The following is a 26,448-nucleotide window of genomic DNA, read 5'->3' as shown; positions in this document are numbered from 1 at the left end:
AACCTTGCGGCGAAAGTCCTTTTTCTCTGTCGATGTCGCCATAGCCGGTACCATCCGAAATATTTATTCTTTTCTTGAAAATGTCGGTTTGGCCCGTGTCTGTGTCCACAACCTCAAGCTGGAGGGTGGCGTATGCCTGTAGTGATCGTGGACAGGGACCTGAAACCGATCATGCCCCGTTTTTTTGAATTGCAGCGCCAGGGGCTTGATGAACTGGCCCGGGCCGTGGCCGAGGGCAATGCCGAAACGGCGCGGCTGGTGGGCCACCGCATGAAGGGAACAGGCACGTCCTATGGTTTCCCCGGACTGACCGATTCCGGGGCGGCCATAGAAAACGCAGCCCAAAAGGGTGATCTGGCCGAAGCCGGACGACTCGGCCGCGCGGTGGCCGAGTTCCTGGACGGCGTGACCGTGGTATACGAGGAGATGCCGTTGTGAACATTCTCATGCTTGCCATCAACGATCCTGCCGGAACAGCCATTCAGTTTGCCAAGGCCGTCAACCGCTACAGCGATCACCGCTGTCGTCTGGTCACCCTGGAGACCCGCTATACCCATGACTGGGAAAGGGATCTGCACATCCCGGAGCTGGGCCCGGACGGGCTGGAGGAAGTGGCGATCCTGCTGCGTGAGGCGGATGTCCTGCATTTCCACATGACCTGCGATGAGCATCAACGCTTCGGCCCGCACCTGCCTGCCGACTATCTGAAGGGCAAGGCCATTGTTCACCACCATCACGGCCACCACGATTTCCGGTCCGATCCTGAGTCGTTTCGGCGCAAGTACCGCGAACTGGGACGCACCAATCTGCTGGTGAGCACGCCGGATCTGCTGCGCAAGCTGCCCGAGGCGCGCTGGCAGCCGAACCTGGTGCCCATCAACGAGCCGTTGCTCAAGCCGCAGTGGGGGCGCTACGACGATCCCGGGCAGTTGCGGGTCTGCCACTCGCCTACGCGCAAGGACCTCAAGAATACCGATGACCTGCTGGAGGCTGTGGCCTGGGTCAACCGGCGGCGCGCCCGGCTCAAGCTGGATCTCATCGACGACGTGCCCAACGAGGTGTGTCTGGCCCGGAAGCGACGCTGCCATGTCCTCTTCGACCACATGCAGGGGTACTACGGCGTGTCCAGCCTGGAAGGGCTCTCCCAGGGACTGGCGGTCATTGCCGGGCTCGACGACTGGAATCGGGAACGGATAGCCGAGTTTGCCGGGATCGATGAGCTGCCGTGGGTCGTGGCCCGAAACGTGGACGAGCTCAAGGCCTGTCTGGTGGCGTTGTGGGAGGACCATGCCCATTGCGAAGCCGTGGGTGATGCGGGCCGTGCCTTCATGGAAGCCCACTGGTCGGACGAGCGGGTGGCCCGGCACCTGGTTGATTTTTACGAAGGGTTGTAATTCGTTTCGCATCCGCTTTGCCTTTTCCGCTGCTTTTCCGTATATCCCACACGCTGAACAATGGACGCGGAGTGAGAATGAAGAAGTTTTTTGTCAGGAATATCGGAATATCGGCCCTGCTGGCCACCATGCTGTTACTGGTCTGGGGCATTGCCGCGGCCGCTGCCGCTCCGGCCGCCAAAGCGGCTGGAGCGTGGGTGCGTATGCCTGTGGACCCCACAGTGCTGCCTCCCGTGGCCGGGCCGGATGCACAGGCCGAACCGCCTTTGGATTCCGAGGATTCCGCCGCCGTCCCTTCTGCCCCGTCCGTTGAACCGGACGAGGCCCCCAAGGGGAGCACGGACGTTGCCGCACCCGCGCCGACACCGCCTGCCGAGTCGCCTGCCGAAAGCCCCGCCGCTGAGAATTCCGCACCCGCTTCCGCTGGAAAGGCCGCTGCCGAAGCCCCGGTTGCCGCCTCGGCCGGAATCGTGCGCGGGGTGGACCTGCGTTCCGTATCCGACGTGCTGGAACTGACGATCTCGGCCGACCGTCCTGTGGGCAAGACCGAAGTCTTCGCCCTGGACAACCCCCGGCGGCTGGTGCTGGACCTGCTCGGCCCCTGGAAATACCGGAAGCAGAATGTGATCCGGGCCTCCGAAGGCGCTGCCCGGCATGTGGTGGTGGGTGAGCACAAGGACCGCCTCCGGCTCGTGATTTACTTCCGCACCCCGCCCAAGGGGCAGCTCAAGCCAGAAATATCGCGCGAGGGCAACCGCCTTATCCTGCGCATCTCCATGCCCTGACGCCGATTCCTCCCGGCAGACGGGAGAGTGTTTTCCCTTTCTTCGGCGTTGGCCGCTCAGCCCCTCCCCTTTTTGGGATATTTGCGGTAACGCAATTGTAACACCCGGGTAATGGTGGCGTAACGCCACAGGGGTAGACACCGTGGATTACCGTGCCGTTTCGACACGGTCTGAGCTATTTTATCGGGGGAAACACTGGGATGAGCAACGCCATCAAGGTCGCCTCAAGAAATCTTGACTTCTACTACGGGGATTTCAAGGCGCTGGAGAATATCAGCATAGACTTCGAACGGAACCGGGTGACCGCATTGATCGGCCCCTCCGGTTGCGGCAAGTCCACCTATATCCGTTGCATCAACCGCATGAACGATCTCATTGCGGGAACCCGCGTGGCGGGCGAATTGACGCTGGACGGGCAGGACATCTATGCCCCGGGCCTGGATGTGGTTTCGCTTAGGCGGCGGATCGGCATGGTGTTCCAAAAGCCCAATCCGTTTCCCAAGACGATTTTCGACAACGTGGCCTACGGGCTGCGCGTCAACGGTGTGCGCGACAAGGCGTACCTGGAAGCCCGCGTGGAGGAGTCCCTGAAGGGCGCGGCCCTGTGGGACGAGGTCAAGGACCGTATGCACACCTCGGCCATGGGCCTTTCCGGCGGCCAGCAGCAGCGGCTGTGTATTGCCCGCGCCCTTGCCATCGAGCCGGAAGTGTTGCTCATGGATGAGCCCGCCTCGGCCCTGGACCCCATCGCCACCCAGAAGATCGAGGACCTCATCCACGAACTGAAGAAAAATTTCACCATCATCATCGTGACCCACTCCATGCAGCAGGCGGCCCGCGTCTCCGACCGCACCGCGTTTTTCTACATGGGCAAGCTCATCGAGGTGGACAGCACCAAGACCATGTTCACCAACCCGGCCAACAAGCAGACCGAGGACTACATCACCGGACGGTTCGGCTAAGCGCTGCGCCCGGGGAAGATGAAAAGGGAAAACGGGGCGGCAACACCAAATGCGAATCCGCGAGTGCGGACCGGAGGATAATATATGGAACAGCGTGCGCATTTTTCAAAGAAGCTTGAGGATCTCAAGGTCAAGGTGCTCCGTATGGCAGCTCTGTCCGAGACCGCCGTGCATAAAGCGATAAAGGCTTTCCTCGAGAACGATGCCGATTTGGCCGAGGAGGTCATTGTCGGCGACAGCGCCATCAACAAGATGGAGGATGACCTGGACAATTTCAGCCTGGAGCTGCTCGCACTGGACCAGCCCATGGCGGTCGATCTACGCACCATCATCGGCGGCCAGCGGATCACCGTGAACCTGGAGCGGCTGGGCGACGAGGCCGTCAATCTGGCCCACCGCGCCCTGTTCCTTTCCACCCGGCCGCCCCTGCCGCACAATCCCCGCATGGAAAGTCTGGCCTCCACGGCCCGGACCATGCTCTCCAACGCCTTCAAGGCCTATGTGGACGAGGATATCAACCTGGCAACCCAGGTCTGTCGCATGGATGATCGTGCCGATGACCTGAACATCGCCATCCTGCGCCAGTTCGTCGCCGACATGGTCACCGAGTCCCGCATCGTGGAGCGGGGCGTGCACGCCATCATCGCCGCCCGCCACCTGGAGCGCATAGCCGACCTCGCCACCAACGTGGCCGAGTCCGTGGTCTTCATTGTGGAAGGCACGAGCATGAAGCATAATTGTAAGGAATAGCTTTCTCCATACTCCTCCTCTTCCGCCAGGGGCGTCTCCTTCGGGGGACGCCCCTGATGCTTTTTCGGGATAAAATTGCAGGGGTGACATTCGTCGTGGTATATTGGTGAAACTTTTTTTGGGGCGGCGCATCACGAAAGTGATACCTGCACTCGAAGGCGAGCCCCATTCAGGGCAAATGGAAGGCGGGTTGCGGCTCGGGCTGCTGCGTCGTGCGAGGAACAACTGAAGGGAGCAAGCGCCATGAAGGCTGTCGAAAAAGAACTGTGCAAGGCTATTCTGCAAAACCCGGATGCCCAGGCGCAGATCGCCGGAGCTGCGGATTCGGACGAGCGCACTTCCATCATTGTCAGGCTGGGAGAGATATTCGGCCTGCCCGTTTCCCGTGAGGCGGTTGAGCGGTTCTTTTCGTCGGGTGGAGACGAGGAACTGTCCGACCGGGAACTGGAGGCCGTGGTGGGCGGCAAGAACAGCGGCCCGGACAAGACCTTGATCGGTCATGACAAGAATTGGTGGAACGATCTCTGGGGGTTGACCAACGACACGCTGGTGGGCGGTGACGGCAATGATGATGTGGCGGGCCTGGGGGGCGAGGACTCCCTGCGGGGCGGCGCTGGCGACGACGCCGTGGACGGCGGCGAGGGCAACGACACCGTATACGGTGATGAGGGCAATGACTCCGTATACGGCGGCCATGGTAACGACATAGTGAATGGTGGCGCTGGTGACGACGTCATGTACGGCGGGACGGGCGACGACACGCTGGACGGCGGCTCGGGTGACGATGTGATGTTTGGCGACCAGGGCAACGACTTTTTGGATGGCGGCGCGGGTGAGGACACCCTGTACGGCGACAGCGGCCATGACACGCTGCACGGCGGACATGGGAACGATGTGCTTTACGGCAGTACGGACGGAAGCGTCATGGATGGCGGCGGCGGGCACGACTCGGTTGAAGGCGGCGGCAGCGCTGATGTTCTCATCGGCGGCTCGGGTGACGACACCCTGGATGGCGGCGGCGGGGACGACACCCTGTATGGCGACGGACAAGAGGGATCGGATAATGACTGGGATGTCTTTGTCTTTGGCGCGGACGACGGCCACGACACCATCATGGATTTCGACCCGGAAAACGACCACATCATGCTCAGGGACATTGAGTCCCGGGATCAGATTGCCGTGGAGCAGGCCACCGGCAGCACCTTCATCGTCTACGGGGACACCCGCATCGAACTGCGCGATGTGGAACTCTCCGAAGACGAGGTTTGGGCATTGGTGATTGATCACGTGTAGCCTCAATCTGCGCGGCTTTTATTCTTGAATAATCAGGAAGAACACCGTGAATGACAATATCCATGCACTGTACCATGCCATTTTGAATGGCCCCAAAGCCCGGGCCGAGATCACCCGTGCTGAGACTCCCGGCGATCGCGTGGACTTCATTCTCAGGCAGGGCAAGGCCCTTGGTCTGTCCGTCACCCGCGAGGAGGTGGTGCGGTTTGTCCAGCCCCGCCCGACGGGGGCTGTCCGACCTGGAGCTGGAAATGGTGGTCGGGGGCAAGAACGACGGAGCGGGTAAGCACCTGGTGGGCCATGGCTACAACTTCCGGACCATTATCTGAGGGACGTACGAAGACACTATCTATGGCGGCTCCGGGAACGACACCCTGAAGAGCGGTGAGGATCGCGATGTCTTTGTCTTTGGCGACAACGACGGCCACGACGTCATCACGGACTTTGACGCGTCCGGGGATCGTTTGCTGCTCAGGGGGGGAGTCCGCGGATGATATTTCGGTTTCCCATGTGGATGGAAGCACCTTTATCGTCTACGGGGAACCCCGCATCGAACTGGAGGACGTGGAACTGACCAGAGAACAAGTCTGGGCGCGGGTGACCAGCGAATAGGCAAAGCAGGAAGCGGTGAGACTGGTGTGCGTAAAGTTGTTTTGTCGGTCGCGGTTGAAAAAGTTTCTATAATTTTTTTTCCGCGATCAGCACAACGTGGCGGGATTTTTCCCGAATGTGTTGGGAGAAAAGGGTTTACAGCCTGTTACATTTCAGCTAAAAGCAATACTCTTTATAAACAGGAAGCCGCCGGGGTCACCCCGGGACGCCGAGTGGCGTTGGCTTCCTTTTGCTGTCTGGACGTAAGGACGGGGAGTCCGGTTACATGCCGTCCGCGCTTAGGGGGCTCGTCTGCCTCGGAAATCGATGACCCAAAAGCGCTGGTATCCCTCTCTTGCAAATATACGTTAAATCATTACTTTGTCCGAGGTCCGTTGTGGAGGTAACCCATGGAAGAAACTAAAGAATCTGTTGAAATGTCCGATATGGATATGAATTTCGCCGACGCGCTCGACGAATATCTGAATTCCGATTTCGGCGAGCTGGACGAAGGCACCATAGTCGCTGGTGAAGTCGTCAAAATCGACAAGGACTATGTCCTGGTCGACGTAAATTTCAAGTCCGAAGGCCAGATCCCGGTCTCCGAATTTACCGAGCCCGACGGCACCGTGTCCGTCCAGGTCGGCGACAAGGTCGATGTCTACGTGGCCCGCAAGAACGAGGCCGAGGGCACCATCTACCTGTCCCGCGACAAGGCCAAGCGCATGCAGCTCTTCGACAAGCTGGAAGAACTGCAGGAAAAGGATGGCATCGCCATCGGCCGCATCATCCGTCGCATCAAGGGCGGCTACACCGTCGATCTCGGCGGCGTGGAAGCCTTCCTGCCCGGCTCTCATGTCGATCTGCGTCCCGTCCCTGACATGGACGCCCTGGTCAACCAGGAATTCGACTTCAAGATTCTGAAGATCAACCGCCGCCGCTCCAACGTCATCGTTTCCCGTCGCGTGCTTCTCGAAGAGATGCGCGGTGAACAGCGCGACAAGCTGCTGGCTACCCTGGAAGACGGTCAGGCCGTCAAGGGCAAGGTTAAGAACATCACTGAATACGGCGTGTTCATCGACCTCGGCGGTCTGGACGGTCTGCTCCATATTACCGATATGTCTTGGAAGCGCATCAAGCATCCCAAGGAAATGGTCCAGCTCGGCGACGAACTGGAACTGAAGATCCTGAGCTTCGACCGCGAAGCGCAGAAGGTCTCCCTGGGCCTCAAGCAGCTGGTGCCCGATCCCTGGGAAAACATTGCCGAGAAGTACCCCCAGGGTGCCCGCTTCAACGGCATCATCACCAACCTGGCCGACTACGGCGCGTTCGTCGAGCTGGAGAATGGTGTGGAAGGTCTGGTCCACATTTCCGAAATGTCCTGGACCCGCAAGCTCCGCCACCCCTCCCAGATGGTCAAGGTCGGTGAAGAGGTCGAGGTTATTGTGCTCGGCGTCGATCCCGACAAGAAGCGCATCAGCCTGGGCATGAAGCAGATCTCCCCGAACCCGTGGGATGTCGTTGCCGAGAAGTACCCCGAGGGCACCGTCCTCGAGGGCGCCATCAAGAACATCACCGAGTTCGGTGTGTTCATCGGCATCGAGGAAGGCATCGACGGCCTGATTCACGTTTCCGACATCTCCTGGACCAAGAAGATTCGCCACCCCTCCGAGGTTTACAAGGTCGGCGATTCCGTTCAGGCCAAGGTCCTGACCGTGGACAAGGAGAACGAGAAGTTCACTCTGGGCGTAAAGCAGCTCACCGAGGATCCCTGGACTCAGGTCCCGGCCAAGTACCCCGTGGGCCAGCTGGTCAACGGTACCGTGACCAACATTACCGACTTCGGTCTCTTTGTTGAGGTCGAGGAAGGCATCGAGGGTCTGGTTCACGTTTCCGAGATCAGCCGCAAGAAGATCAAGTCCCCCTCCGAGATGTTCAAGGAAGGCGACACCATCGAAGCCAAGGTCATCCACGTGTCCGCTGACGAGCGCCGCCTCGGCCTGTCCATCAAGCAGACCAAGGAAGAGCCTGCCGGTGGTTCCCGCAAGCCCAAGACCTTCGGTTCCACCACCTCCGGTATTGGCGGCGGTTCCACCCTGGGCGACCTGCTTCGCGAGAAGCTGGAAGAGGCCGCTGGTGAGATCCTTGCCGAAGTCGAGGAAGCTGACGAAGTAACCGAAGCCCCCGCCGCGGAAGAGGCTCCCGTCCTGGAAGCCGCTGCCGAAGAAAGCGAAGAAGAGAAGTAGGTAACTACGATGCGCTTGGACGAGAACCGTTCCCGTTTCTCCCAGCGCCACCCCTTTCTCTTCGGGGTGTTGATGATAATATTGGCCGTGGTCCTCGTTATGGGGGCCACGGCCTTTTTTCGCTCGCAGGGCGTGGGCGGACTTGGATTCGGCGGCGACAAGCTCGGCGTGGTCAACATAGAGGGAACCATCCTCGACTCGCGCGACATCGTTGACTGGATTTATACCCTGGAAAAAGACGACTCGATCAAAGGCGTGCTCCTGCGCGTCAATTCTCCGGGCGGGGCCATAGCTCCCTCCCAGGAAATCTATGCAGCCGTCACCGAACTGAACAGGGTCAAGCCCGTGGTTGCCTCCTACGGCACCGTGGCCGCCAGCGGCGGATACTACGCCTCGGTCCCGGCTCGGGTCATCGTGGCCAACCCCGGCACGCTCACCGCATCCATTGGCGTGGTGGCGGAATTCGTCACCGTGGCCGATGCCCTGGAAAAACTAGGCATCAAGCCCGAAGTCCTCGCCACCGGCCGCTACAAGGGCGCAGGCACGCCGCTGCGCAATCTCACCGACGAGCAGCGGGATCAGCTCCTCGGGCTGATGCAGGACATGCACGAGCAGTTCGTTTCCGATGTGGCCAAAGCCCGTTCCCTCAAGCGGGAGCGAGTGGCCGCCATCGCCGATGGCCGCGCCGTTTCCGGACGTCAGGCCCTGGCCCTCGGGCTGGTGGATATGCTCGGCGGACGTCTCCAGGCCTTCGACAAGCTCAAGCAGCTGTGCAACATCACCGGCAAGGCCGTCCTTGTCGAAGGCCCTACCAAGGAAGAGCCGCTGCTTCAGAAAATCCTCGGTTCCATTCATATCGACCTGAGCGCCTCAACACCGGGCAGCTGGTCACTCTATTATAAATAATACCGGGGAGCCTTCCTCGGCATCATCTCCCATACGTTCGGACAGGCCGCGATCTGTTCACCGGCTGGTTCGAATGCTTTTTTTTCGTCGCTTTGCGCGCATTGCGATGGTCTGCGGAACCATGTTGGCCTAGTGGGCTTGCTGCTGGCTGGAGCTGCTTCCAGTGCGGTGTGCCGGAATACAACAAATTTGCAATGAGGCGAATACCCGTTCCACTTCTGTGAAACGTCCCTGCGTGTTGTTTGATTTGCATTGCGGCGGCTCGAACAGATTTTGATGACGGGGTGGAACCGTTGAAGCCACATTTTTGTTCTTCCATGATTGCGTTCTGCAAAATCAGTTTTTATGTTGTTTTTCAACAGCTAAGAACAAGCTGTTACGACTTTTAGTAAAAATATGGACAAAAATTGGAATACGAATATGTGTATTTTACAAAAAAGATTATTTTTTAGGCGGAAAATTTGTGAATAGATACTAAACTCAGCGTGTTTCATGAGTGTTGCTGAAAAAGAAGGATGATTTGAAAATATAATAACCTGAAATAAAAAGGAATAATATTTTTCACAAACGAGCTTACGGTTTTTGGCACAGCAATTGATCTAAGGAATTGATGTCTGATTTCCTGTCGGGCCCTCATGCATTGCCGATCGGCATCCCGACTGGGACATCTCCCAATGGGGGGACGGCCTTAAGACCCTAGAGTATTAACTGCAACTGCCATTGTAGAGGAGTTTCCGTAATGCACAAACGTTTGTTGTCTCTTGCTCTCACCCTGACCATGCTCGTCACCGTCTTTGCCGGTGCCGCGCTTGCCGCCGACACCATCAAGGTCGGCATCCTGCACTCCCTTTCCGGAACCATGGCCATCAGCGAAACCTCGCTGAAGGACGTCGCCCTGATGACCATTGACGAGATCAACGCCAAGGGCGGCCTGCTCGGCAAAAAACTTGAGCCTGTCGTTGTCGATCCCGCTTCCAACTGGCCCCTGTTTGCCGAGAAAGCCCGCGAGCTTCTGGAAAAGGACAAGGTCGCCGTCGTTTTCGGCTGCTGGACTTCCGTTTCCCGTAAATCCGTTCTGCCCGTCTTCGAAGAGCTGAACGGTCTGCTTTTCTACCCTGTCCAGTACGAGGGTGAGGAATGTTCCTACAATGTCTTCTACACCGGCGCCGCTCCGAACCAGCAGGCCATTCCCGCCGTGGAATACCTGATGAGCGAGGACGGCGGCGCGGCCAAGCGCTTTGTGCTGCTGGGTACCGACTACGTCTATCCCCGCACCACCAACAAGATCCTGCGCGCCTTCCTCCACTCCAAGGGCGTGAAGGATGAAGACATCATGGAGAAGTACACCCCGTTCGGCCACAGCGACTACCAGACCATCATCGCCGACATCAAAAAGTTTGCCGCTGCCAAGCCTACCTGCATCATCTCCACCATCAACGGTGACTCCAACGTTCCCTTCTACAAGGAACTCGCCAACCAGGGCATCAAGGCCGAGGATATTCCCTGTGTCGCCTTCTCCGTGGGCGAGGAAGAGCTGCGCGGCATCGATACCAAGCCGCTGGTCGGCCATCTGGCTGCCTGGAACTACTTCATGTCCATGGACAACCCCACCAACAAGGAGTTCGTCAAGAAGTGGAAGGCCTACGTCAAGAAGAACAACCTGCCCGGTGGCGACAAGCGCGTGACCAACGACCCCATGGAAGCCACCTACATCGGCATCAAGATGTGGTCCCAGGCCGTTCTGCAGGCTGGCACCACCGATGTTGACGCCGTGCGCCAAGCCATGGCCAACCAGGCTGTGAAGTCTCCCTCCGGCTACACCATCACCATGGATGCCAAGAACCACCACCTGCACAAGCCCGTTGTCATCGGTGAAGTTAACGAGAACGGTCAGTTCGACATCGTCTGGCAGACCGACGGTCCTATCCGTGCCCAGGCGTGGAGCAAGTATCTGCCCGACTCCGCCAAGAAGGTCGCCGACTGGACCTACCCGAATGTCTGCGGCAACTGCGTAAGCCCGAAGTACAAGGATTAATCCTCCAAAGAACCAACCAGGCGTCCGGCCATACCGGCCGGGCGCCTGCCATGCATAAAGAGCGATTCAATGAAACGCGCCTTGATCGTATTTTTCGCCCTGGCGTCCCTCCTGTTTGGCGCGCTCGGCCAGGCCTCGGCCTCCGCCGATTTCAGCCAGACCGTCTCGGAACTGGGCGCCAAGAGCCGGACCAAGATTGTCTCGGCAATCAAGACTCTCGGCGAACTGGGCAATGCCGACGCGCTACCCGTCCTGGAAGCACTGCAGGACGGCGACCTGCGTTTTGACGGCGACACTGCCGTCATCACTGCCGACGGTAAGGAACCGGTCCTTGCCCTGACCGGGGAACCGTTCACCGGCTCCGTGGATTCCCTTTACAAGCCCCGGATCAACAACATGGTCCGCCGCGCCATCAAGCCGGTCATCGCCCAGTTGCAACTTGTATCTCCAAAGCGGGAAGTGCGTCTGGCCGCGGCCCAGGAACTGGCGGACAAGGCCGCGCCCGAGGCGGCGGACGCCATCGAGACTGCCTTGCAGCGGGAAAAGGATGCGGAAGTGGCCGACGCCCTGCGCGTGGCGCTGGCCCTGACCTCGCTTCACAGCCAGGATAAGGCGCGCAAGATCAAGGCCATCGGCATCATCGGCGAATCCGGCAATCAGCTGCTGCTCGCCAAGCTTGCGGCCTTTACGGCCAAGGATGATCAGGGCAACTACGTCGAAAAGGACAAGGATGTTGTCAGCGCCGCCCTCAAGGCCAGTTCGGGCCTTGAGCGCAAGAAGATGATCGTCCGGGTGGTTCGTGATCTTTTCTACGGCATCAGCCTGGGCAGTGTGCTGCTGCTCGCCGCACTCGGGCTCGCCATCACCTTCGGCCTGATGGGCGTCATCAACATGGCCCACGGCGAGATGTTGATGCTCGGTGCCTATTCCACCTACGTCGTTCAGGAATTTTTTCTGAGTCATATGCCGGGCCTGATGGAATGGTATCTGCTCGTGGCCCTTCCGCTGGCCTTCCTCGTCCCGTGCGGGGTGGGGATGCTTCTGGAGCGGACCATCATTCGCTACCTCTACGGCCGTCCCCTGGAAACACTGCTGGCCACATGGGGCATCAGCCTCGGACTCATCCAGACCGTGCGCCTCATCTTCGGCGCGCAAAACGTCGAGGTGCGCAACCCGGATTGGCTTTCCGGCGGTTTCCAGCTCATCGAAGGGCTGACCATCACTTACAACCGTCTGGCCATCATCATTTTCGTCGTCTTTGTCGTGGGGCTTGTCTGGTTCCTGCTGAACAGGACTCCGCTGGGCCTGCAGGTACGCGCCGTGACCCAGAACCGCTCCACGGCTTCGGCCATGGGCATCCGCGCCTCGCGCATCGACATGTGGACCTTCGGCCTCGGCTCCGGCATCGCCGGGCTGGGTGGGCTGGCCCTGACCCAGGTGGGCAATGTCGGTCCCGAACTGGGGCAGTCCTACATTGTGGACTCCTTCATGGTCGTCGTCCTCGGCGGCGTCGGCAAGATCGCGGGCACCGTCACGGGCGCTCTGAGTCTCGGCGTGGTCAACAAGATACTTGAGCCCTTTACCGGCGCGGTGCTGGGCAAGATCATGGTCCTCGCCCTGATCATCCTGTTCATTCAAAAACGGCCGCAGGGCATCTTCGCCCTCAAGGGCCGCATGTCGGAGGATTGATCATGAGCGGGCTCCTCAATCTGCAATCAAGGCGCGCCTGGACCGGAACCCTGGCCGTGGCGGCGCTGTTCATCGTCGTCATTCCGCTGCTCAACGTCTTCACGCCGGAACAGTCTGTTCTGCATGTGCCGGACTACATCATCCAACTCCTGGGCAAGTTCCTGTGCTATGCCCTGTGCGCCCTGGCCATCGACCTCATCTGGGGCTTCACCGGCATTCTCAGCCTGGGCCACGGCGTCTTCTTCGCCCTCGGAGGCTACGCCATGGGTATGCACCTGATGCGGGCCATGGCCGGACAGGGCGTCTACAAGTCCGACCTGCCCGACTTCATGGTCTTCCTGGACTGGAAGGAACTGCCCTGGTTCTGGCACGGGTTTGACCATTTCTGGTTCGCCATGCTCATGGTCGTACTGGTGCCGGGCATCTTCGCCTTCATCTTCGGCTTCTTCGCCTTCCGTTCGCGGATCAAGGGCGTCTACTTCTCCATCATCACCCAGGCGCTGACCTACGCCATGATGCTGTTCTTCTTCCGCAACAATACGGGATTCGGCGGCAACAACGGGCTCACGGACTTCAAGACGCTGCTCGGCTTCTCGCTGCTGGAGCCGTCCACCAAGCTCGGGCTGTACATCATCACCAGCGTGGCGGTGTTCCTCGCCTTCCTGCTCTGCCGGTACATCACGTCATCCAAGCTCGGCCGGGTGCTGACGGCCATTCGCGACGCCGAGTCGCGGGTCATGTTCTCGGGCTACTCGCCGCTCCAGTACAAGCTCTTTGTCTGGACCCTGTCGGGCGTGCTGTGCGGTATTGCCGGGGCGCTTTATGTCCCGCAGGTCGGTATCATCAACCCCAGCGAGATGGCTCCGGCCAACTCCATCGAGATGGCCATCTGGGTCGCCGTGGGCGGCCGTGGCTCCCTGGTCGGTGCACTGCTCGGCTCGGGCATCGTCAACGGTGCCAAGAGCTGGTTCACGGCGGCCGCGCCGGACTATTGGCTCTACTTCCTCGGCGTTCTCTTCATTGCAACGACGCTCTTCCTGCCCAAGGGGCTGATCGGCATCGGCGGCCAGCTGCGCAGCCTGCGGCGGCGTCTGGCCCGGTCGGCCGAGGAAGAGGACGGAGAGTCGGTTTCTCCGGCGGTCAACCCCGCGCAAGCGGAGAGGAAGGGGGAATAGGCATGGCTTACGAACACACGCACTCCCATATGGACAAGGCTGAACCCATCAACACCAGCCACGGCATCCTGCTGTACGTCAACGGCGTCACCGTGAGTTTTGACGGGTTCAAGGCCTTGAACAATCTCTCCTTGTCCGTGGACAACGGGGCGCTGCACTGCATCATCGGCCCCAACGGCGCGGGTAAGACGACGATGCTCGACATCATCACCGGCAAGACCCGGCCTGATGAGGGGACCGTCTTCTTCGGCACCAATCTGGAGCTGACCAAGCTCAACGAGTTCGAGGTGGCCCGCGCGGGCGTGGGCCGCAAATTCCAGACGCCCACGGTCTTCGAGCAGCTCACCCTGTTCGAAAACCTGGAACTGGCCCTGAAGGCGGACAAGGGACTGGTCTCCAGCCTGTTCTGGAAGCTTTCGGGCGAACAGCGCGACAGAATCGAGGAAGTGTTGGAAACCATCGGTGCCAAGGACCACGGCAACATGCAGGCGGGACTCCTTTCCCATGGTCAGAAGCAGTGGCTGGAGATCGGCATGTTGCTCATGCAGGCACCCCGGCTGCTGTTGCTGGACGAACCCGCGGCAGGTATGACCCCCCAGGAGCTGGAAAACTCCATCGAACTGCTCAACTCCCTCAAGGGAGACCACACCGTGGTTGTCATCGAGCACGATATGGAGTTTGTCCGGGCCATCGCGGAGCGCGTCACCGTGCTGCACGAGGGTTCCGTCCTGGCCGAGGGGAGTATGGATTTCGTACAAAGCAACCCCAAGGTTGTGGAAGTGTATCTGGGAGAATAATCATGTTCGCGGTAAACGGACTGAATCAATATTACGGCGGCAGCCACATCCTTTGGGACGTCAACCTGAGCATTGCGAAGGGATCGTGCGTCTGCCTGATGGGACGCAACGGCGTGGGCAAGACCACTCTGCTCAAGTCCATAATGGGCCTGTTGCCCATACGGAGCGGCTCCATCCTGCTGGACGGCGAGGACCTCGCTCCGCAGCGTGCGGACATGCGGGCCCGCAAGGGCATCGGCTACGTGCCGCAGGGGCGGGAGATATTCCCCGGCCTGAGTGTTGAGGAGAACCTGCGCGTGGGGCTGACCGGACGAAGGGACGGCGTGAAGGAAATACCCGAGATGATCTATGAATTCTTCCCGGTGCTCAAGGAGATGACCCACCGCAAGGGGGGCGACCTTTCCGGCGGCCAGCAGCAACAGCTGGCCATCGGCCGCGCCCTGGCGTCGGACCCGAAGATGCTCATTCTGGACGAGCCCACCGAGGGCATTCAGCCCAACATAGTCCAGATGATCGGCGACATCATTATCCGGCTCAACAACGAGGTTGGATTGACGGTGCTGCTGGTTGAGCAGAAACTGAAATTCGCCCGCAAGGTCGGCCGCGAATTCTTTCTCATGGACCGGGGACATACCGTGGCCAACGGCCCCATGGGCGATTTGGACGAAGCCCTGATCAGTGAATATCTGACTGTTTGAGAATGCGAGGGATGGAGAGCATATCCGGCTGGACCGGGGACACGGAGTTGGGCTGGAAGGCGGAGCTGGAACTCGGCTTTGCCGCGTCCGGTGGCCGGAGCATCCTGGCCCGCCGCCGTCACTTCGGCCCGCTCACCGTGCAGCGTCCCTTTCATCCCGAAGGGGATGCGACCTGCCATGTCTACGCGCTGCATCCGCCGGGAGGCGTGGTGGGGGGCGATCAACTGCTCTTCAACGTCCACGCCGCTACAGGAGCACACGGACTGGTGACCACCCCGGCCGCGACCAAGTTCTACCGCACCGCTGGTCCCACAGCCCTTCAGGTGCAACGGTTGAGCGTTGATCCGGGCGGCGTGCTCGAATGGCTTCCGCTGGAGACGATCGTCTATCCGGGGGCCAAAGCCGAGCTTTGCACCCATGTGGAGTTGGCCGGTGACGGAATCTATTTCGGCTGGGAGGTCGTCTGTTTGGGGCTGCCCACCTCGAATGCGCCTTTTGATCATGGGGATTTCATCCAGACTCTGGCCGTGCATCGGGACGGCGAACCGGTCCTGTTGGAGCGGACGCACCTGACCGGCGGTTCCGATCTGCTGGACGAGCCATGGGGGCTGGGCGGGCATACGGTCTTCGGCACGTTGGTGGGCACGGTGGATGGAGACGGCTTGGCCGCGCACATCCGGGCGCTGGCCGGGGAGCGTGAGGACGACAATATTTTCTCCCTGACGCGGGTGGATGGCCTGACCGTGTGCCGCGTCATGGGACACAACGCCTTCCGGGTGCGTGAGCTGCTCGCCGCTGCCTGGGGCGCAATGCGAATGAAACGGCTCGGGCGGGGACCCTGTCCGCCCCGGGTCTGGAACACATAATTTACCAAGGAGCGTCGCATGAAACTCTCGCCGAGAGAAAAAGACAAACTGCTGATCTTCTGCGCCGGGCTGCTGGCCTCCCAGCGCAAGGACCGGGGCCTGAAACTCAACTATCCCGAGTCCATGGCCTACATCGCCTCGGCCATTCTGGAAGGAGCCCGCGAGGGCAGAACCGTGGCCGAGCTGATGGACTACGGCACCACGCTGCTGACCCGCGAGGACGTCATGGAAGGCATCCCGGAGATGATCCACGAGGTCCAGGTGGAAGCGACCTTTCCGGACGGCACCAAGCTGGTCACCGTCCATAATCCCATTCAATAGAGGTGCGAGCATGATACCCGGAGAGATCTTCTACGCCGAGGGCAGCATCGAACTGAACAGCGGGCGCGAGACCAAGACCGTGACCGTGGCCAATTCGGGCGACCGCCCCATTCAGGTGGGATCGCACTATCATTTTTACGAGACCAACGAGGCCTTGTCCTTTGACCGCGACGCGTGCCGGGGGTTCCGGCTGAACATCCCGGCCGGTACCGCCGTCCGCTTCGAACCGGGGCAGTCCCGCGACGTGGAACTGGTGGCGCTTGGCGGCAACCGCGAAGTGTATGGATTCAACTCCAAGGTCATGGGCAAGCTGGACTAGGGGAAGAGCATGAAAAGCATCGACAGAAAAACATACGGCGATATGTTCGGCCCCACCGTGGGCGACCGTATCCGGCTGGCGGACACGGACCTCGTCATCGAGGTGGAGGAAGACCGCGCCATCTACGGCGAGGAAGTGAAGTTCGGTGGCGGCAAGGTGCTGCGCGACGGCATGGGGCAGTCCCAGGCCGCCAACGACGTGGCCGTGGATTGCGTCATCACCAACGCTCTGATCCTGGACCACTGGGGCATCGTCAAGGCGGATATCGGCATCAAGCACGGCCGCATCCACGCCATCGGCAAGGCGGGCAACCCGGACACTCAGCCCGGCGTGGACATCGTGGTCGGCCCCGGCACCGAAGCCATTGCGGGCGAGGGGCTCATCGCCACCGCGGGCGGCATCGACTCCCACATCCATTTCATTTGTCCCCAGCAGGTGGAGGACGCCCTCATGTCGGGCATCACCACCATGATCGGCGGCGGAACCGGCCCTGCGGCCGGGACCAACGCCACCACCTGTACCCCGGGGCCGTGGAACATCATGCGGATGCTTCAGGCCTCGGACGGGCTGCCCATGAATCTGGGCTGGCTGGGCAAGGGCAACGCCTCGCTGCCCGCCTCCCTGAATGAGCAGATCGAGGCAGGCGTCATGGGCCTCAAACTGCACGAGGACTGGGGCACTACCCCGGCGGCCATCGACAACTGCCTGGACGCGGCCGAGCGCTACGACATCCAGGTCGCCATCCACACCGACACCTTGAACGAATCCGGTTTTGTGGAAAACACGCTGGCCGCCTTCAAGGGGCGGACCATCCATGCCTACCACACCGAGGGCGCGGGCGGCGGCCATGCCCCGGACATCATCAAGGCGTGCGGCGCGGCCAACGTGCTGCCGTCGTCCACCAACCCGACCCGCCCCTACACCGTGAACACAGCAGACGAGCATCTGGACATGCTCATGGTCTGCCATCACCTTGATCCATCCATCCCCGAGGACATCGCCTTTGCCGAATCGCGCATCCGCCGGGAGACCATCGCGGCCGAGGACATCCTGCACGATCTGGGCGCCTTTTCCATGATCGCCTCGGACTCCCAGGCCATGGGCCGGGTGGGCGAGGTCATCACCCGTACCTGGCAGACCGCCCACAAGATGAAGGTGCAGCGCGGTGCCCTGGCCGAGGACTCGGACCGCAACGACAACTTCCGGGCCAAGCGGTATATCGCCAAATACACCATCAACCCCGCCCTGGCCCACGGCATACAGGACGAGGTCGGCTCCCTGGAGCCGGGTAAGATGGCCGATATCGTGCTCTGGAATCCTGCATTCTTCGGCGTAAAGCCGGACATGGTCATCAAGGGCGGCGTCATCACGGCCGCGCCCATGGGCGATCCCAACGCCTCCATCCCGACCCCGCAGCCGGTTCATTACCGGCCCATGTTCGGGGCCTTTGGCCGCGCCCTGGCAAACACGTCCGTAACCTTTGTCTCCAAGGCCGCCTTCGAGGCCGGGGTTGGCGACCGCTACGGTCTGGCCAAGCGGCTTGCCCCGGTATCCGGTTCGCGCGCGGTGCAGAAGAAGGACATGATCCACAACGGGTTCATGCCGGAAATATCGGTTGACCCCCAGACCTATGAAGTACGTGCCAATGGCGAGCTGCTGACCTGCGAGCCAGCAGATATCCTTCCGTTGGCGCAACGGTACTTCCTCTTTTAGCCATGCTGCGTTTTGAACGGGTTGTTTCTCCGGCCGACCGCATGGCCGATGTTCGTACAGACGATGGACTGACGCTCCCGTACGTGTTGCGGGAGCGCTCCAGGCAGCGCGTCATGCTCGACTCCGGCCTGGAGGCAGGATTGTTCCTGCCTCGCGGTACCGTGCTGGCGGACGGCGACGTCATCGTCTCCGACGATGGTACGGCCGTTTTGGTCCGTGCCCAGGAGGAGCCGCTTTCCGAGTGCCGCATCGCCGATCCCCTGGCTTTGGCCAAGGCGTGTTTTTATCTGGGAAACCGTCATGTGCAGCTGGAGATCGCCGAGGGCCGCATCCGCTACATCTATGATCCGGTGGTGGACGATATGTTGCGCGGCATGGGCCATGAAGTGCATTCGCTCATGGCCCCGTTTCACCCGGAGACCGGCGCCTATCACATGCCGATCATCGAGGTGAACCAAAACGGCCTGCTCGCGGGGAATCGCCAGTGATGGTCTCGCCGCAACTCCTTCGGCTCATGCAGCTGGCCAGCCCGGCCCTGCCGGTGGGCGCATTCGCCTACTCTCAGGGGTTGGAACATGGCGTTGATTTGGGCGTGCAGGACGAGGCCGCCGTGACATCCTGGATTTTCGGCGTGATGGAGCACGGCCTGGCCCGTCTGGACGTGCCGCTGTTGGCCCGTCTGCATCGCGCCTGGCTGGTTGGTGATCTGGATGCGGTCAAACGCTGGTCCGCTGTCCTGCTCGCCTCGCGCGAGACCATGGAACTGCGGGGGGAAGAGGCTCAGACCGCCGCTTCCCTGGCCCGGTTGTTGCGTGATCTGGGCATTGCGGAGGCAGGGGAGTGGACCGTTTTTCCCAAGCGGACCTTCTGCGCGCTGTTCGCCCTGGCCGGGGCGCGTTGGGATATCCCCACCGACGCCCTGTGTTCGGCCCTGGTCTATGCCTGGACCGAGAATCAGGTGGCGGCCGCGCTCAAGCTGGTCTCAATGGGCCAGACCGGCGGGCAGCGCATCTTGTCCGAAGCCGCCGTCCGTATTCCCGCCCTCATCGAAACCGGGCTCGCCCTTGCGGACGAGGAGATAGGCGGTACCGTGCCCGGACAGGTCCTGGCCTCAAGCCTGCACGAAACACAACACACCCGGCTGTTCCGTTCCTGACGGAAGCCGGGAGGAGCGAAATATGTCTCAAGCCCTGCGCCTCGGCATCGGCGGGCCGGTCGGTTCCGGCAAGACAGCCCTTATCGAACAGCTCTGCCTCGCCATGCGCGACGAGTATGAAATCGCGGTGGTGACCAATGATATTTACACCCGCGAAGATGCGGAATTCCTTACCCGGCGGGAGGCCCTGCCCCCGGAGCGCATTCGGGGCGTGGAGACCGGCGGCTGCCCGCACACGGCCATTCGCGAGGACGCCTCGGCCAACCTGACCGCCGTGGAGGAGCTGTGCGACAAGTTCCCGGCCCTGCAACTGGTTATGGTGGAATCCGGCGGCGACAACCTGAGCGCCTCGTTCAGCCCGGAGCTGGCGGACCTGACCATCTACGTCATCGACGTTTCGGCCGGTGACAAGATTCCCCGCAAGGGCGGTCCCGGCATCACCCGCACGGACCTGCTCGTCATCAACAAGATCGACCTCGCGCCCATGGTCGGGGCATCGCTGGACGTGATGGACCGGGACGCGCGGAAGCAGCGCGGCGACAAGCCCTTTGTCTTTGCCAACATGAAAACGAAGCAGGGGCTGGACGAAATCCTCGCCTTCATCAAGCGGGAAGGAATGTTGCCATAAGCCCCTTGCCTGTTTTTTGCTATCCTCTTTTGATTGGATATATCCGGGTAACTGTCTGCAGAAAATGAAGTTTCATCGAGAGGCTGGGATTCGGCGCAGGCCACGGAACGTCATCGGGCAACATCGATGTATTGAATGATTGAAGAGACGGATGTCCGCAGGGAGTCCGTCTCTGTTTTTTCACTTGATCCCCCTCGGACCAGCGGGAACCAGTTTGGCTTGACAGTATGGTGCACGCTCTGTCAACAATTCGGTATGACCCCAGTAATACGCGGGAGGTGCGTGGTGAGTCGAAAGGTGCGCTCGGTAAGGGTTCCCAGGGAACTTGAGACGTTGAATCTCTCAGGACTCGTGCGGGAGTGTGAGAGACATTTGCGTGACTTGGAATCCGCCACGCTGCTGAAGCAGCAGGGCGATCCCGAAGCGGCCGAAGCCTTGATGAAGGCCCGGCAGATGGATTTGGGAAGAAAAGTGGGTCGCCTGGTTTGGGAGGCCCGCGTACAGTATGGGAAGAGTAGAGGAGAACAGTAGAATGCAGCCTAAATCTGCCAAGGAATCGGCAGTAATCATGACCCATCTGGTCATGCCCCAGGACACCAACCCGGCGGGAAATCTGCACGGGGGTGTCATATTGCGCCATCTGGACACAGCCGGTGGTGTCGTGTCCAAGCGGCACTCGCGTGCGAACACGGTGACGGCTTCCATAGACCGCATGGCATTCAAGGCTCCGGTGCATATCGGAGAACTGCTCATTTTCAAGGCCAGCTTGAATCATGTGGGCCGCACCAGCATGGAGATCGGCGTGCGTGTGGAGGCGGAGAATTTGCGTACCGGCGAGGTCCGGCACACCAATTCGGCTTACATGACGTTTGTCGCGCTTGATGAAAACGGCAAACCGACGCCGGTGCCGCCGCTGCTGCTGGACGATGATACGGCCAAGCGCAGATATCGCGAGGCCGAACTGCGTCGCGATATGCGGAAGAAGGAAATGGCGCAGGAAGCGTGCGGCAAGCCCTGTACAGGGGCGTAAGGTGCCGACCTACACCGGCATAAATCACCTGGCCATGGTCACGGGCGACATGGACGGCACTATTCGCTTCTGGCGGGATCTGCTGGGTATGCGTCTGGTGGCCGGGCTGGGCAGGCCGGGATATCGTCATTATTTCCTGGAAATCTCCGGCCATGACATGATCGCCTTTTTCGAGTGGCCGGAGGTGGAACCCATCGTGGAAAAGGATCATGGCGTTCCGGTCAAGGGCCGTCATGTTTTCGACCATATCTCGTTCGAAGTCGCGGGCGAGGATGATCTGTGGGAGATCAAGGACAAGCTGGAAGCTGCCGGTTTCTGGTGTTCCGAGGTGGTGGACCACGGCTTTATCCATTCCATTTACGCTTTTGATCCCAATAACATTCCCATCGAGTTCAGCGCGCCCGTTCCGGGTGTGAATGTTCGCGCCACACCGGTGATGGCGGATACCGAGCCCACGGCGGAAGCCCGGAAAGGGGCCGAGCCGCAGCCGGGAGTCTGGCCCGAGCCGAGGCCCACGCCAAACGAGGCCCGCGAGGTCTACGACGGCGAGGCGGAAGTCATTTTGCGCGCCATGGGGCGCATCAAGTAGAATTGTTTGCGGGGCGGGCTAGTCGCCGGGAAAGAAGGCGGCCATGATGGTGGTGGCCTGCCGTTCCGCCTTGCGGGTCAGGTCTGCCAACTGATCCGTTTTGATGTTCAGCGTATCCCAGGCCTTGGTAACCAGCTCCGGCACCAGGGTGTGCCCGCTCTCGCCGATATCCAGGCTGTGAGCCAGAAAGTCAGCCATGCAGATGACGGCGGCTTCGCGTGGAACAGGCCCTGCCATCGGGGTGTGGTGGTAGGCGACCATTGTTTCCAGGAACTCTGGCAGTCCCCATTTGCGCAGCATCCGCTCGCCTATATCCGCGTGGGTGCAGCCCCAGATGGCCTTTTCTACATTGACCAGCGACTTGCGTCCGGAAGCGGCACGGCTCAGTACCTCGGCGGCCCGGCGGGGATGGTTCCGGAGCATGACCAGCCTGCCGATATCGTGCAGCAGCCCGGCCACAAAAAATTTTTCGTCGCCTTCTATGCCCGCCTGTTCGGCCAGCAGCCGGGCGAGAATGCCGCAGATCACCGAGTGGAACCAAAAGTCCTTGAGGGTGAAGAATTTTTCCGGAATGCCGTCAAAGACGCTGATGACCGAGAGCCCCAGGGCAAGGTTGGTCAGCTGCGAGGTGCCCACAATGGTCACGGCGCGGGAGAGGGTGTCTATCTTGTGGGTGAATCCGTAGAAGGGCGTGTTGACCATCTTGAGCAGCTTGGCGGCCAGGGCCACGTCCTTGCTGATGATCTCCGCCACATAGGAAGAGGAGCTGCGCGGATTTTTGAGGCTTTCCGAAATCTGGAAAAAGATGTTGGGAAGGGAGGCCAGTTCCATTTCCCGATTGACGACCTGATCCGGGTCCAGGGTGGAGTCCGTGGGGATCGGACCGAAAAGGTCCAGATCATCGTCATGGGGGCAGGCGGAAAGCATCCACTGCGCCTTTTCCGGGGTGAGCCCCCTGGAGAGGCGCAGGACATAGAGACGGGCCAGTTCGCGCACGGCCGGATGCGTGGTGGGATTGAGCACGAACCGGCGGGCGGCCATGATCTTGCAGATATCGAGCACCTGAGGATCAATCTGACTGAAGGAAGTGGGGTAGTCGTCCTCTTCCTCGCCCTGGATGGAGGCCTCCGGGATGTTCCAGACCCGGCAGGTGCGCAGGTGAGCCTCTGTCAATACCGAGCCCTTGGGCAGCAGCATCCGTCCGTCGGGTGCGGTCAAATCTTCGGCCAGGACCATTCCCGGCTTAAGGGCATTGATGTTGACGATTGGCATGGCTGTCCTCGATATTTGTCAATCTAAGTCAATGACTGTACGTTTTTTGGCGGCTGCGGGCAACCAGGATATGCTTGCCAAGCCTGGGAATAGATGCCAAATCGCAAATTTCTAATTGCCCAAGGAATAAATCATGCCCCTTCCCCACTGCATTCTCCCTTTTTCCGCGCCGTGCAGGCGTGCGGTTTTTCTGTCCCGTCACAAGCGGTTCACGGTGCGTGCGCGAGCGCTGGACGGGCCGGATGCAGGGCAGGAGTTGCTGGCCCATACCAACAACACCGGGACCATGCTCGGCCTGCTGCGCCCGGAGTCTCAGGCACTGCTTTCGCCCGCCGCGAACCCCGCGCGCAAGCTGCCGTATACCCTGGAAGCACTGGCCCTGGACCGAGGCTGGGTGGGGGTGAATACCCTGACGCCCAACCGTATGCTCTACGCGGCCTGGCAGGCTGGTGCGCTGCCCGAGGCTGTAGGCTACGACCGCTTCAAGAAGGAGGCGGTGACTGGCGACAGCCGCTTGGATGCCCGGCTGGACGGCCCGGACGGTCCGCTCTGGGTGGAGTGCAAGAACGTGACGCTGGTGGAGGAGGACGTGGCCCTGTTCCCGGATGCGGAGACCGCGCGGGGCCGCAAGCATCTGCACGAGCTGATGCGGCTCAAGGCATCGGGCGCCCGCGTGGCCCTGTTCTTTTTGGTACAGCGCCCGGACGGCCGCTGCTTCGGCCCTGCGGACGTGATTGATCCCGAATACGCAACCCTGTTTTACGAAGCCCTTTCCGTCGGGGTGGAGGCGTGGCCCTACGTGGCCCACGTGGACGAGGCGGGAATAACGCTCGGCGAGCGGCTCAAGGTGGTGCGGCCGTGACAGGTCTCTTTTTTGGCGCGATACTCATCAGTTTTTCTTCGGTGATGGTCCGCCTTGCCGATGTCCCGCCCGATGTGGTCGGGTTCTACCGGCTGTTCGTGGGCGGGCTGGGCATGGCCGTCATCCTGTGGCGCATGGGGCGGCTTTCGCGCATGACCGGCCACATTTGGCTCTGGGGCGTGCTGTCGGCCCTGTTCTTTGCTGGCGATTTCTTCTTCTGGCACCGTTCCATCGGGCTGGTGGGGCCGGGCTTGTCCACCATGCTGGGCAATTTCCAGGTCATCATTCTGGCTGCCGTTTCCATGTTCATATTCCGGGAGGGTGTGTCCAAGCCGTTGCTGGCCGCCATCTTTCTGGCCCTGGTCGGTCTGTACCTCATGGTCGGCGTATCCTGGTCGCAATTCACGCCGGAGTACCGTGTGGGCGTGGTCTACGGCCTGCTCACCGCCCTGTTTTACGCCCTGTACCTGCTCAGTCTGAAGGTCTCGCTCAACCGGGCCGAGGCCGATCCCCTGGCCATGGCCTGCGCCGTGGCCCTCATAACCGGCCTGCTGATGGGCGGGCTTTCCGTGGCTAAGGGCGAGTCCTTCGTCATCCCGAACCTGCGCTCCCTGGCCGCGTTGGCAACACTGTCCCTGCTCTGCCATGCCGTGGGCTGGTATCTGATCACCAAGGGGTTGCAGCAGGTCCGTGCCTCCCTGGTGGGGCTCATCCTGCTCTTGCAGCCGTCGCTTTCCTTTGTCTGGGACATCCTGTTCTTCGGCAAGCCCGTGAACCCGGTGGAGATATCCGGCGTGGTCCTGGCCCTGGCCGCCATCTACATGGGGTCCATGAAGAGCGGGAAGAAGGGCGTGCGAAAGTTGAAAAAGGTATAGCCCGTCCCTGCCTTTGCCTTTCGCTCCCCCAGGTGGTAGGAGGGGCCACCCGGACGACGGACGACCCGCCGCCCCCTACCCCGGAGAATTTTCTCATGCCTGACGAAACCAAGGAATTCCTGGCCTCCCTGCCCGAGCTGGAGGAAGGCCGGACCTACCATTTTCATTGCCATCCCGGCATCAGCTGCTTCAACGCCTGCTGTAGTGATCTCACCCTGGTGCTCACTCCCTACGACATCCTGCGTTTGCGCCGCACCCTGAAGATGGGCAGCGTGGATTTCCTGTGTACGCACACCGTTGGGCACCGTGATCCGGATACCCATTTCCCCGCCTTCCAGCTGCGCATGACCGACAGTGAGAACCGAGCCTGTCCCTTTGTTCGCGAGGAAGGATGCTCCATTTATGCGGACCGGCCCGGCGCGTGCCGCATGTACCCGCTCGGCCGGGCCACCAGCCTGGACGAGAACGGCAATGTGCGCGAGCGGTTTTTCATTGTTCGTGAGGATCACTGCCAGGGCTTTCATGAAGAGAACGAGTGGACCGGCTCGGAGTGGAAACACGACCAGGGCTTTGAAGCCTATACCGGCAGCAACGACCGCTACATGCGGATTTTGGCCCGGGTCAAGGAAACCGGCCTGACCATTTCCGACAAGTTGAGCCATATGGCCGTGCTGGCCATGTACAAACTGGACGAGTTCCAGAAGTTCATTCAGATGATGCACCTCTTCGACCGTCTGGAAGTGGACGAGGAGCGGCAAAAGGCGATACTCTCCGACGAGGAGGCCTGCCTCGAGTTTGCCATGGATTGGTTCGAGGTCATGCTTTTTGAAGATGAAACCCACCTGCACGCCAAAGGAGCCGGACATGGGTCTGCCGAATAATCCCAAACTGATGAGCATCCGCACGTTTCTGAAACACAAGGCGGAGTTGGCCCCCGGTCACCGGCTGGTCTTTACCAATGGCTGCTTCGACGTGCTCCACCCCGGCCATGTGGACCTGCTGGCCCGTGCCCGTGCCCTGGGCGATTCCCTGGTACTCGGCCTCAACTCCGACGAATCGGTCAAGATGCTGGGCAAAGGCGACGACCGCCCTTTGAATACTCAGGAGGAGCGGGCCTTTGTCCTGGCCGGACTGGCCTGCGTCGACTACATCGTCATCTTTCACGAATCCACGCCGCTGGAGCTTATCAAGGCGGTCCGCCCCCAGGTGCTGGTCAAGGGCGGGGACTGGACCCCGGACAAGATCGTGGGCCGCGAAGTGGTGGAAAAAGCGGGCGGCAAGGTCGTCAGCCTGCCCCTGCTCGAAGGGTATTCGACCACGGCTTTTCTCAACCGCGTTCGCGCCTAAGGCAGGCTGTTGAAAAGCGGCGATCTGCTTTGTTAAGTGAATTGTAGGCGAGCCTTCGCGCCGTACAAGATATTATGACATTGTTATGCTGCAAGCAGCCCCCGAATCCGCACGGTAGCGGGTTCGGGGGCTGTTGCTTGCTTGGAGGA

The 26,448-nt window shown here is 60.7% G+C and carries 29 protein-coding genes and 1 pseudogene; 29 read left to right on the top strand and 1 reads right to left on the bottom strand.

What is annotated here, in order from left to right:
- Positions 1-132: 132 nt before the first annotated feature.
- The 25 genes and pseudogenes from ACI0FG_RS15190 to ACI0FG_RS15070 all read left to right on the top strand — a co-directional run bounded on the left by ACI0FG_RS15190 (position 133) and on the right by ACI0FG_RS15070 (position 21,943).
- Complete coding sequence (locus ACI0FG_RS15190; protein ID WP_419785848.1) at positions 133-438, top strand: Hpt domain-containing protein; 306 nt, start codon at positions 133-135, stop codon at positions 436-438.
- On the top strand, positions 435-1,394 hold the full coding sequence (locus ACI0FG_RS15185) for a glycosyltransferase (protein WP_419785847.1): 960 nt from the start codon (positions 435-437) through the stop codon (positions 1,392-1,394). Before ACI0FG_RS15190 ends, ACI0FG_RS15185 begins: the two co-directional genes overlap by 4 nt.
- A gap of 77 nt (positions 1,395-1,471) precedes the next feature.
- Positions 1,472-2,179, top strand: coding sequence for an AMIN domain-containing protein (locus tag ACI0FG_RS15180; protein ID WP_419785846.1), 708 nt, complete (start codon positions 1,472-1,474; stop codon positions 2,177-2,179).
- Positions 2,180-2,379: 200 nt separating this feature from the next.
- Positions 2,380-3,141, top strand: a complete 762-nt coding sequence (gene pstB, locus ACI0FG_RS15175) for a phosphate ABC transporter ATP-binding protein PstB (protein WP_419785845.1) — start codon at positions 2,380-2,382, stop codon at positions 3,139-3,141.
- A gap of 84 nt (positions 3,142-3,225) precedes the next feature.
- Positions 3,226-3,891 carry a phosphate signaling complex protein PhoU gene (gene phoU / locus ACI0FG_RS15170; protein ID WP_419785844.1) on the top strand — a complete coding sequence of 222 codons (666 nt, stop codon included), beginning with the start codon at positions 3,226-3,228 and terminating at the stop codon, positions 3,889-3,891.
- A gap of 243 nt (positions 3,892-4,134) precedes the next feature.
- A complete protein-coding gene (locus ACI0FG_RS15165; protein ID WP_419785843.1) occupies positions 4,135-5,184 on the top strand; it encodes a calcium-binding protein in 1,050 nt (349 codons plus the stop codon).
- Positions 5,185-5,390: 206 nt separating this feature from the next.
- Positions 5,391-5,513: a hypothetical protein gene (locus tag ACI0FG_RS15160; RefSeq protein ID WP_419785842.1), complete on the top strand. Its 123-nt coding sequence runs from the start codon at positions 5,391-5,393 to the stop codon at positions 5,511-5,513.
- 12 nt (positions 5,514-5,525) lie between these two features.
- Positions 5,526-5,678: pseudogene (locus ACI0FG_RS15155) on the top strand (hypothetical protein); the annotation flags it as partial.
- 507 nt (positions 5,679-6,185) lie between these two features.
- On the top strand, positions 6,186-8,021 hold the full coding sequence (locus ACI0FG_RS15150) for a 30S ribosomal protein S1 (RefSeq protein ID WP_419785841.1): 1,836 nt from the start codon (positions 6,186-6,188) through the stop codon (positions 8,019-8,021).
- Between the two features lie 9 nt (positions 8,022-8,030).
- Positions 8,031-8,927: a signal peptide peptidase SppA gene (sppA, locus tag ACI0FG_RS15145; protein WP_419785840.1), complete on the top strand. Its 897-nt coding sequence runs from the start codon at positions 8,031-8,033 to the stop codon at positions 8,925-8,927.
- A 739-nt stretch (positions 8,928-9,666) separates the two neighbouring features.
- Complete coding sequence (urtA, locus tag ACI0FG_RS15140) at positions 9,667-10,962, top strand: urea ABC transporter substrate-binding protein (RefSeq protein WP_419785839.1); 1,296 nt, start codon at positions 9,667-9,669, stop codon at positions 10,960-10,962.
- A 69-nt stretch (positions 10,963-11,031) separates the two neighbouring features.
- Positions 11,032-12,651, top strand: coding sequence for an urea ABC transporter permease subunit UrtB (gene urtB, locus ACI0FG_RS15135; RefSeq protein WP_419785838.1), 1,620 nt, complete (start codon positions 11,032-11,034; stop codon positions 12,649-12,651).
- A gap of 2 nt (positions 12,652-12,653) precedes the next feature.
- Positions 12,654-13,826 carry an urea ABC transporter permease subunit UrtC gene (gene urtC / locus ACI0FG_RS15130; protein ID WP_419785837.1) on the top strand — a complete coding sequence of 391 codons (1,173 nt, stop codon included), beginning with the start codon at positions 12,654-12,656 and terminating at the stop codon, positions 13,824-13,826.
- A gap of 2 nt (positions 13,827-13,828) precedes the next feature.
- Positions 13,829-14,623 carry an urea ABC transporter ATP-binding protein UrtD gene (urtD, locus tag ACI0FG_RS15125; protein ID WP_419785836.1) on the top strand — a complete coding sequence of 265 codons (795 nt, stop codon included), beginning with the start codon at positions 13,829-13,831 and terminating at the stop codon, positions 14,621-14,623.
- 2 nt (positions 14,624-14,625) lie between these two features.
- Complete coding sequence (gene urtE / locus ACI0FG_RS15120) at positions 14,626-15,321, top strand: urea ABC transporter ATP-binding subunit UrtE (protein WP_419785835.1); 696 nt, start codon at positions 14,626-14,628, stop codon at positions 15,319-15,321.
- A gap of 11 nt (positions 15,322-15,332) precedes the next feature.
- Positions 15,333-16,187: an urease accessory protein UreD gene (locus tag ACI0FG_RS15115; RefSeq protein ID WP_419785834.1), complete on the top strand. Its 855-nt coding sequence runs from the start codon at positions 15,333-15,335 to the stop codon at positions 16,185-16,187.
- Positions 16,188-16,205: 18 nt separating this feature from the next.
- The gene (gene ureA / locus ACI0FG_RS15110) at positions 16,206-16,508 is read left to right on the top strand and encodes an urease subunit gamma (RefSeq protein WP_419785833.1); all 303 of its coding nucleotides are present in this window, start codon (positions 16,206-16,208) and stop codon (positions 16,506-16,508) included.
- 10 nt (positions 16,509-16,518) lie between these two features.
- On the top strand, positions 16,519-16,827 hold the full coding sequence (locus ACI0FG_RS15105) for an urease subunit beta (RefSeq protein WP_419785832.1): 309 nt from the start codon (positions 16,519-16,521) through the stop codon (positions 16,825-16,827).
- A 9-nt stretch (positions 16,828-16,836) separates the two neighbouring features.
- The gene (gene ureC / locus ACI0FG_RS15100) at positions 16,837-18,540 is read left to right on the top strand and encodes an urease subunit alpha (protein WP_419785831.1); all 1,704 of its coding nucleotides are present in this window, start codon (positions 16,837-16,839) and stop codon (positions 18,538-18,540) included.
- 2 nt (positions 18,541-18,542) lie between these two features.
- Complete coding sequence (gene ureE, locus ACI0FG_RS15095; RefSeq protein WP_419785830.1) at positions 18,543-19,028, top strand: urease accessory protein UreE; 486 nt, start codon at positions 18,543-18,545, stop codon at positions 19,026-19,028.
- Positions 19,028-19,696: an urease accessory protein UreF gene (locus ACI0FG_RS15090; RefSeq protein ID WP_419788400.1), complete on the top strand. Its 669-nt coding sequence runs from the start codon at positions 19,028-19,030 to the stop codon at positions 19,694-19,696. The genes ureE and ACI0FG_RS15090 overlap by 1 nt, the downstream gene beginning before the upstream one ends.
- Before the next feature lie 22 nt (positions 19,697-19,718).
- Positions 19,719-20,324 (top strand): urease accessory protein UreG, encoded by a 606-nt coding sequence (ureG, locus tag ACI0FG_RS15085; RefSeq protein ID WP_419785829.1) that lies wholly within the window; start codon positions 19,719-19,721, stop codon positions 20,322-20,324.
- 285 nt (positions 20,325-20,609) lie between these two features.
- Positions 20,610-20,855 (top strand): hypothetical protein, encoded by a 246-nt coding sequence (locus tag ACI0FG_RS15080; protein ID WP_419785828.1) that lies wholly within the window; start codon positions 20,610-20,612, stop codon positions 20,853-20,855.
- A gap of 1 nt (position 20,856) precedes the next feature.
- On the top strand, positions 20,857-21,354 hold the full coding sequence (locus tag ACI0FG_RS15075; RefSeq protein WP_419785827.1) for an acyl-CoA thioesterase: 498 nt from the start codon (positions 20,857-20,859) through the stop codon (positions 21,352-21,354).
- Between the two features lies 1 nt (position 21,355).
- On the top strand, positions 21,356-21,943 hold the full coding sequence (locus tag ACI0FG_RS15070) for a VOC family protein (RefSeq protein ID WP_419785826.1): 588 nt from the start codon (positions 21,356-21,358) through the stop codon (positions 21,941-21,943).
- Between the two features lie 18 nt (positions 21,944-21,961).
- Here the strand turns inward: ACI0FG_RS15070 and ACI0FG_RS15065 are convergent, their stop codons facing one another.
- Entirely contained in the window at positions 21,962-23,215 is a 1,254-nt protein-coding gene (locus tag ACI0FG_RS15065) for an HDOD domain-containing protein (RefSeq protein WP_419785825.1), read from the bottom strand.
- 133 nt (positions 23,216-23,348) lie between these two features.
- Between ACI0FG_RS15065 and sfsA the strand changes: the two genes are divergently transcribed.
- The 4 genes from sfsA (at position 23,349) to rfaE2 (ending at position 26,299) form a co-directional block, all read left to right on the top strand.
- Complete coding sequence (gene sfsA, locus ACI0FG_RS15060) at positions 23,349-24,077, top strand: DNA/RNA nuclease SfsA (RefSeq protein ID WP_419785824.1); 729 nt, start codon at positions 23,349-23,351, stop codon at positions 24,075-24,077.
- Positions 24,074-24,952: a DMT family transporter gene (locus ACI0FG_RS15055; protein ID WP_419785823.1), complete on the top strand. Its 879-nt coding sequence runs from the start codon at positions 24,074-24,076 to the stop codon at positions 24,950-24,952. The genes sfsA and ACI0FG_RS15055 overlap by 4 nt, the downstream gene beginning before the upstream one ends.
- Before the next feature lie 95 nt (positions 24,953-25,047).
- Positions 25,048-25,833 carry a YkgJ family cysteine cluster protein gene (locus tag ACI0FG_RS15050; protein ID WP_419785822.1) on the top strand — a complete coding sequence of 262 codons (786 nt, stop codon included), beginning with the start codon at positions 25,048-25,050 and terminating at the stop codon, positions 25,831-25,833.
- Positions 25,817-26,299 (top strand): D-glycero-beta-D-manno-heptose 1-phosphate adenylyltransferase, encoded by a 483-nt coding sequence (gene rfaE2, locus ACI0FG_RS15045; RefSeq protein WP_419785821.1) that lies wholly within the window; start codon positions 25,817-25,819, stop codon positions 26,297-26,299. Before ACI0FG_RS15050 ends, rfaE2 begins: the two co-directional genes overlap by 17 nt.
- Positions 26,300-26,448 lie beyond the last annotated feature (149 nt).

This window comes from Pseudodesulfovibrio sp. 7M6, assembly GCF_050058625.1.
Lineage (GTDB): Bacteria > Desulfobacterota > Desulfovibrionia > Desulfovibrionales > Desulfovibrionaceae > Pseudodesulfovibrio > Pseudodesulfovibrio salinus.
This window is presented reverse-complemented; position numbering and strand designations above follow the sequence as displayed.

Coding starts and splice junctions, on each gene's coding strand:
- ACI0FG_RS15150 (WP_419785841.1), top strand. CDS start 6,186: ATGGAAGAAACTAAAGAATCTGTTGAAATGTCCGATATGGATATGAAT.
- ureG (WP_419785829.1), top strand. CDS start 19,719: ATGTCTCAAGCCCTGCGCCTCGGCATCGGCGGGCCGGTCGGTTCCGGC.
- ACI0FG_RS15115 (WP_419785834.1), top strand. CDS start 15,333: ATGGAGAGCATATCCGGCTGGACCGGGGACACGGAGTTGGGCTGGAAG.
- ACI0FG_RS15050 (WP_419785822.1), top strand. CDS start 25,048: ATGCCTGACGAAACCAAGGAATTCCTGGCCTCCCTGCCCGAGCTGGAG.
- urtB (WP_419785838.1), top strand. CDS start 11,032: ATGAAACGCGCCTTGATCGTATTTTTCGCCCTGGCGTCCCTCCTGTTT.
- urtE (WP_419785835.1), top strand. CDS start 14,626: ATGTTCGCGGTAAACGGACTGAATCAATATTACGGCGGCAGCCACATC.
- phoU (WP_419785844.1), top strand. CDS start 3,226: ATGGAACAGCGTGCGCATTTTTCAAAGAAGCTTGAGGATCTCAAGGTC.
- ureC (WP_419785831.1), top strand. CDS start 16,837: ATGAAAAGCATCGACAGAAAAACATACGGCGATATGTTCGGCCCCACC.
- ACI0FG_RS15065 (WP_419785825.1), bottom strand. CDS start 23,215: ATGCCAATCGTCAACATCAATGCCCTTAAGCCGGGAATGGTCCTGGCC.
- ACI0FG_RS15190 (WP_419785848.1), top strand. CDS start 133: ATGCCTGTAGTGATCGTGGACAGGGACCTGAAACCGATCATGCCCCGT.
- ACI0FG_RS15165 (WP_419785843.1), top strand. CDS start 4,135: ATGAAGGCTGTCGAAAAAGAACTGTGCAAGGCTATTCTGCAAAACCCG.
- ureA (WP_419785833.1), top strand. CDS start 16,206: ATGAAACTCTCGCCGAGAGAAAAAGACAAACTGCTGATCTTCTGCGCC.
- ACI0FG_RS15105 (WP_419785832.1), top strand. CDS start 16,519: ATGATACCCGGAGAGATCTTCTACGCCGAGGGCAGCATCGAACTGAAC.
- sppA (WP_419785840.1), top strand. CDS start 8,031: ATGCGCTTGGACGAGAACCGTTCCCGTTTCTCCCAGCGCCACCCCTTT.
- rfaE2 (WP_419785821.1), top strand. CDS start 25,817: ATGGGTCTGCCGAATAATCCCAAACTGATGAGCATCCGCACGTTTCTG.
- urtC (WP_419785837.1), top strand. CDS start 12,654: ATGAGCGGGCTCCTCAATCTGCAATCAAGGCGCGCCTGGACCGGAACC.
- sfsA (WP_419785824.1), top strand. CDS start 23,349: ATGCCCCTTCCCCACTGCATTCTCCCTTTTTCCGCGCCGTGCAGGCGT.
- ACI0FG_RS15075 (WP_419785827.1), top strand. CDS start 20,857: ATGCAGCCTAAATCTGCCAAGGAATCGGCAGTAATCATGACCCATCTG.
- urtD (WP_419785836.1), top strand. CDS start 13,829: ATGGCTTACGAACACACGCACTCCCATATGGACAAGGCTGAACCCATC.
- pstB (WP_419785845.1), top strand. CDS start 2,380: ATGAGCAACGCCATCAAGGTCGCCTCAAGAAATCTTGACTTCTACTAC.
- ACI0FG_RS15090 (WP_419788400.1), top strand. CDS start 19,028: ATGGTCTCGCCGCAACTCCTTCGGCTCATGCAGCTGGCCAGCCCGGCC.
- ureE (WP_419785830.1), top strand. CDS start 18,543: ATGCTGCGTTTTGAACGGGTTGTTTCTCCGGCCGACCGCATGGCCGAT.
- urtA (WP_419785839.1), top strand. CDS start 9,667: ATGCACAAACGTTTGTTGTCTCTTGCTCTCACCCTGACCATGCTCGTC.
- ACI0FG_RS15180 (WP_419785846.1), top strand. CDS start 1,472: ATGAAGAAGTTTTTTGTCAGGAATATCGGAATATCGGCCCTGCTGGCC.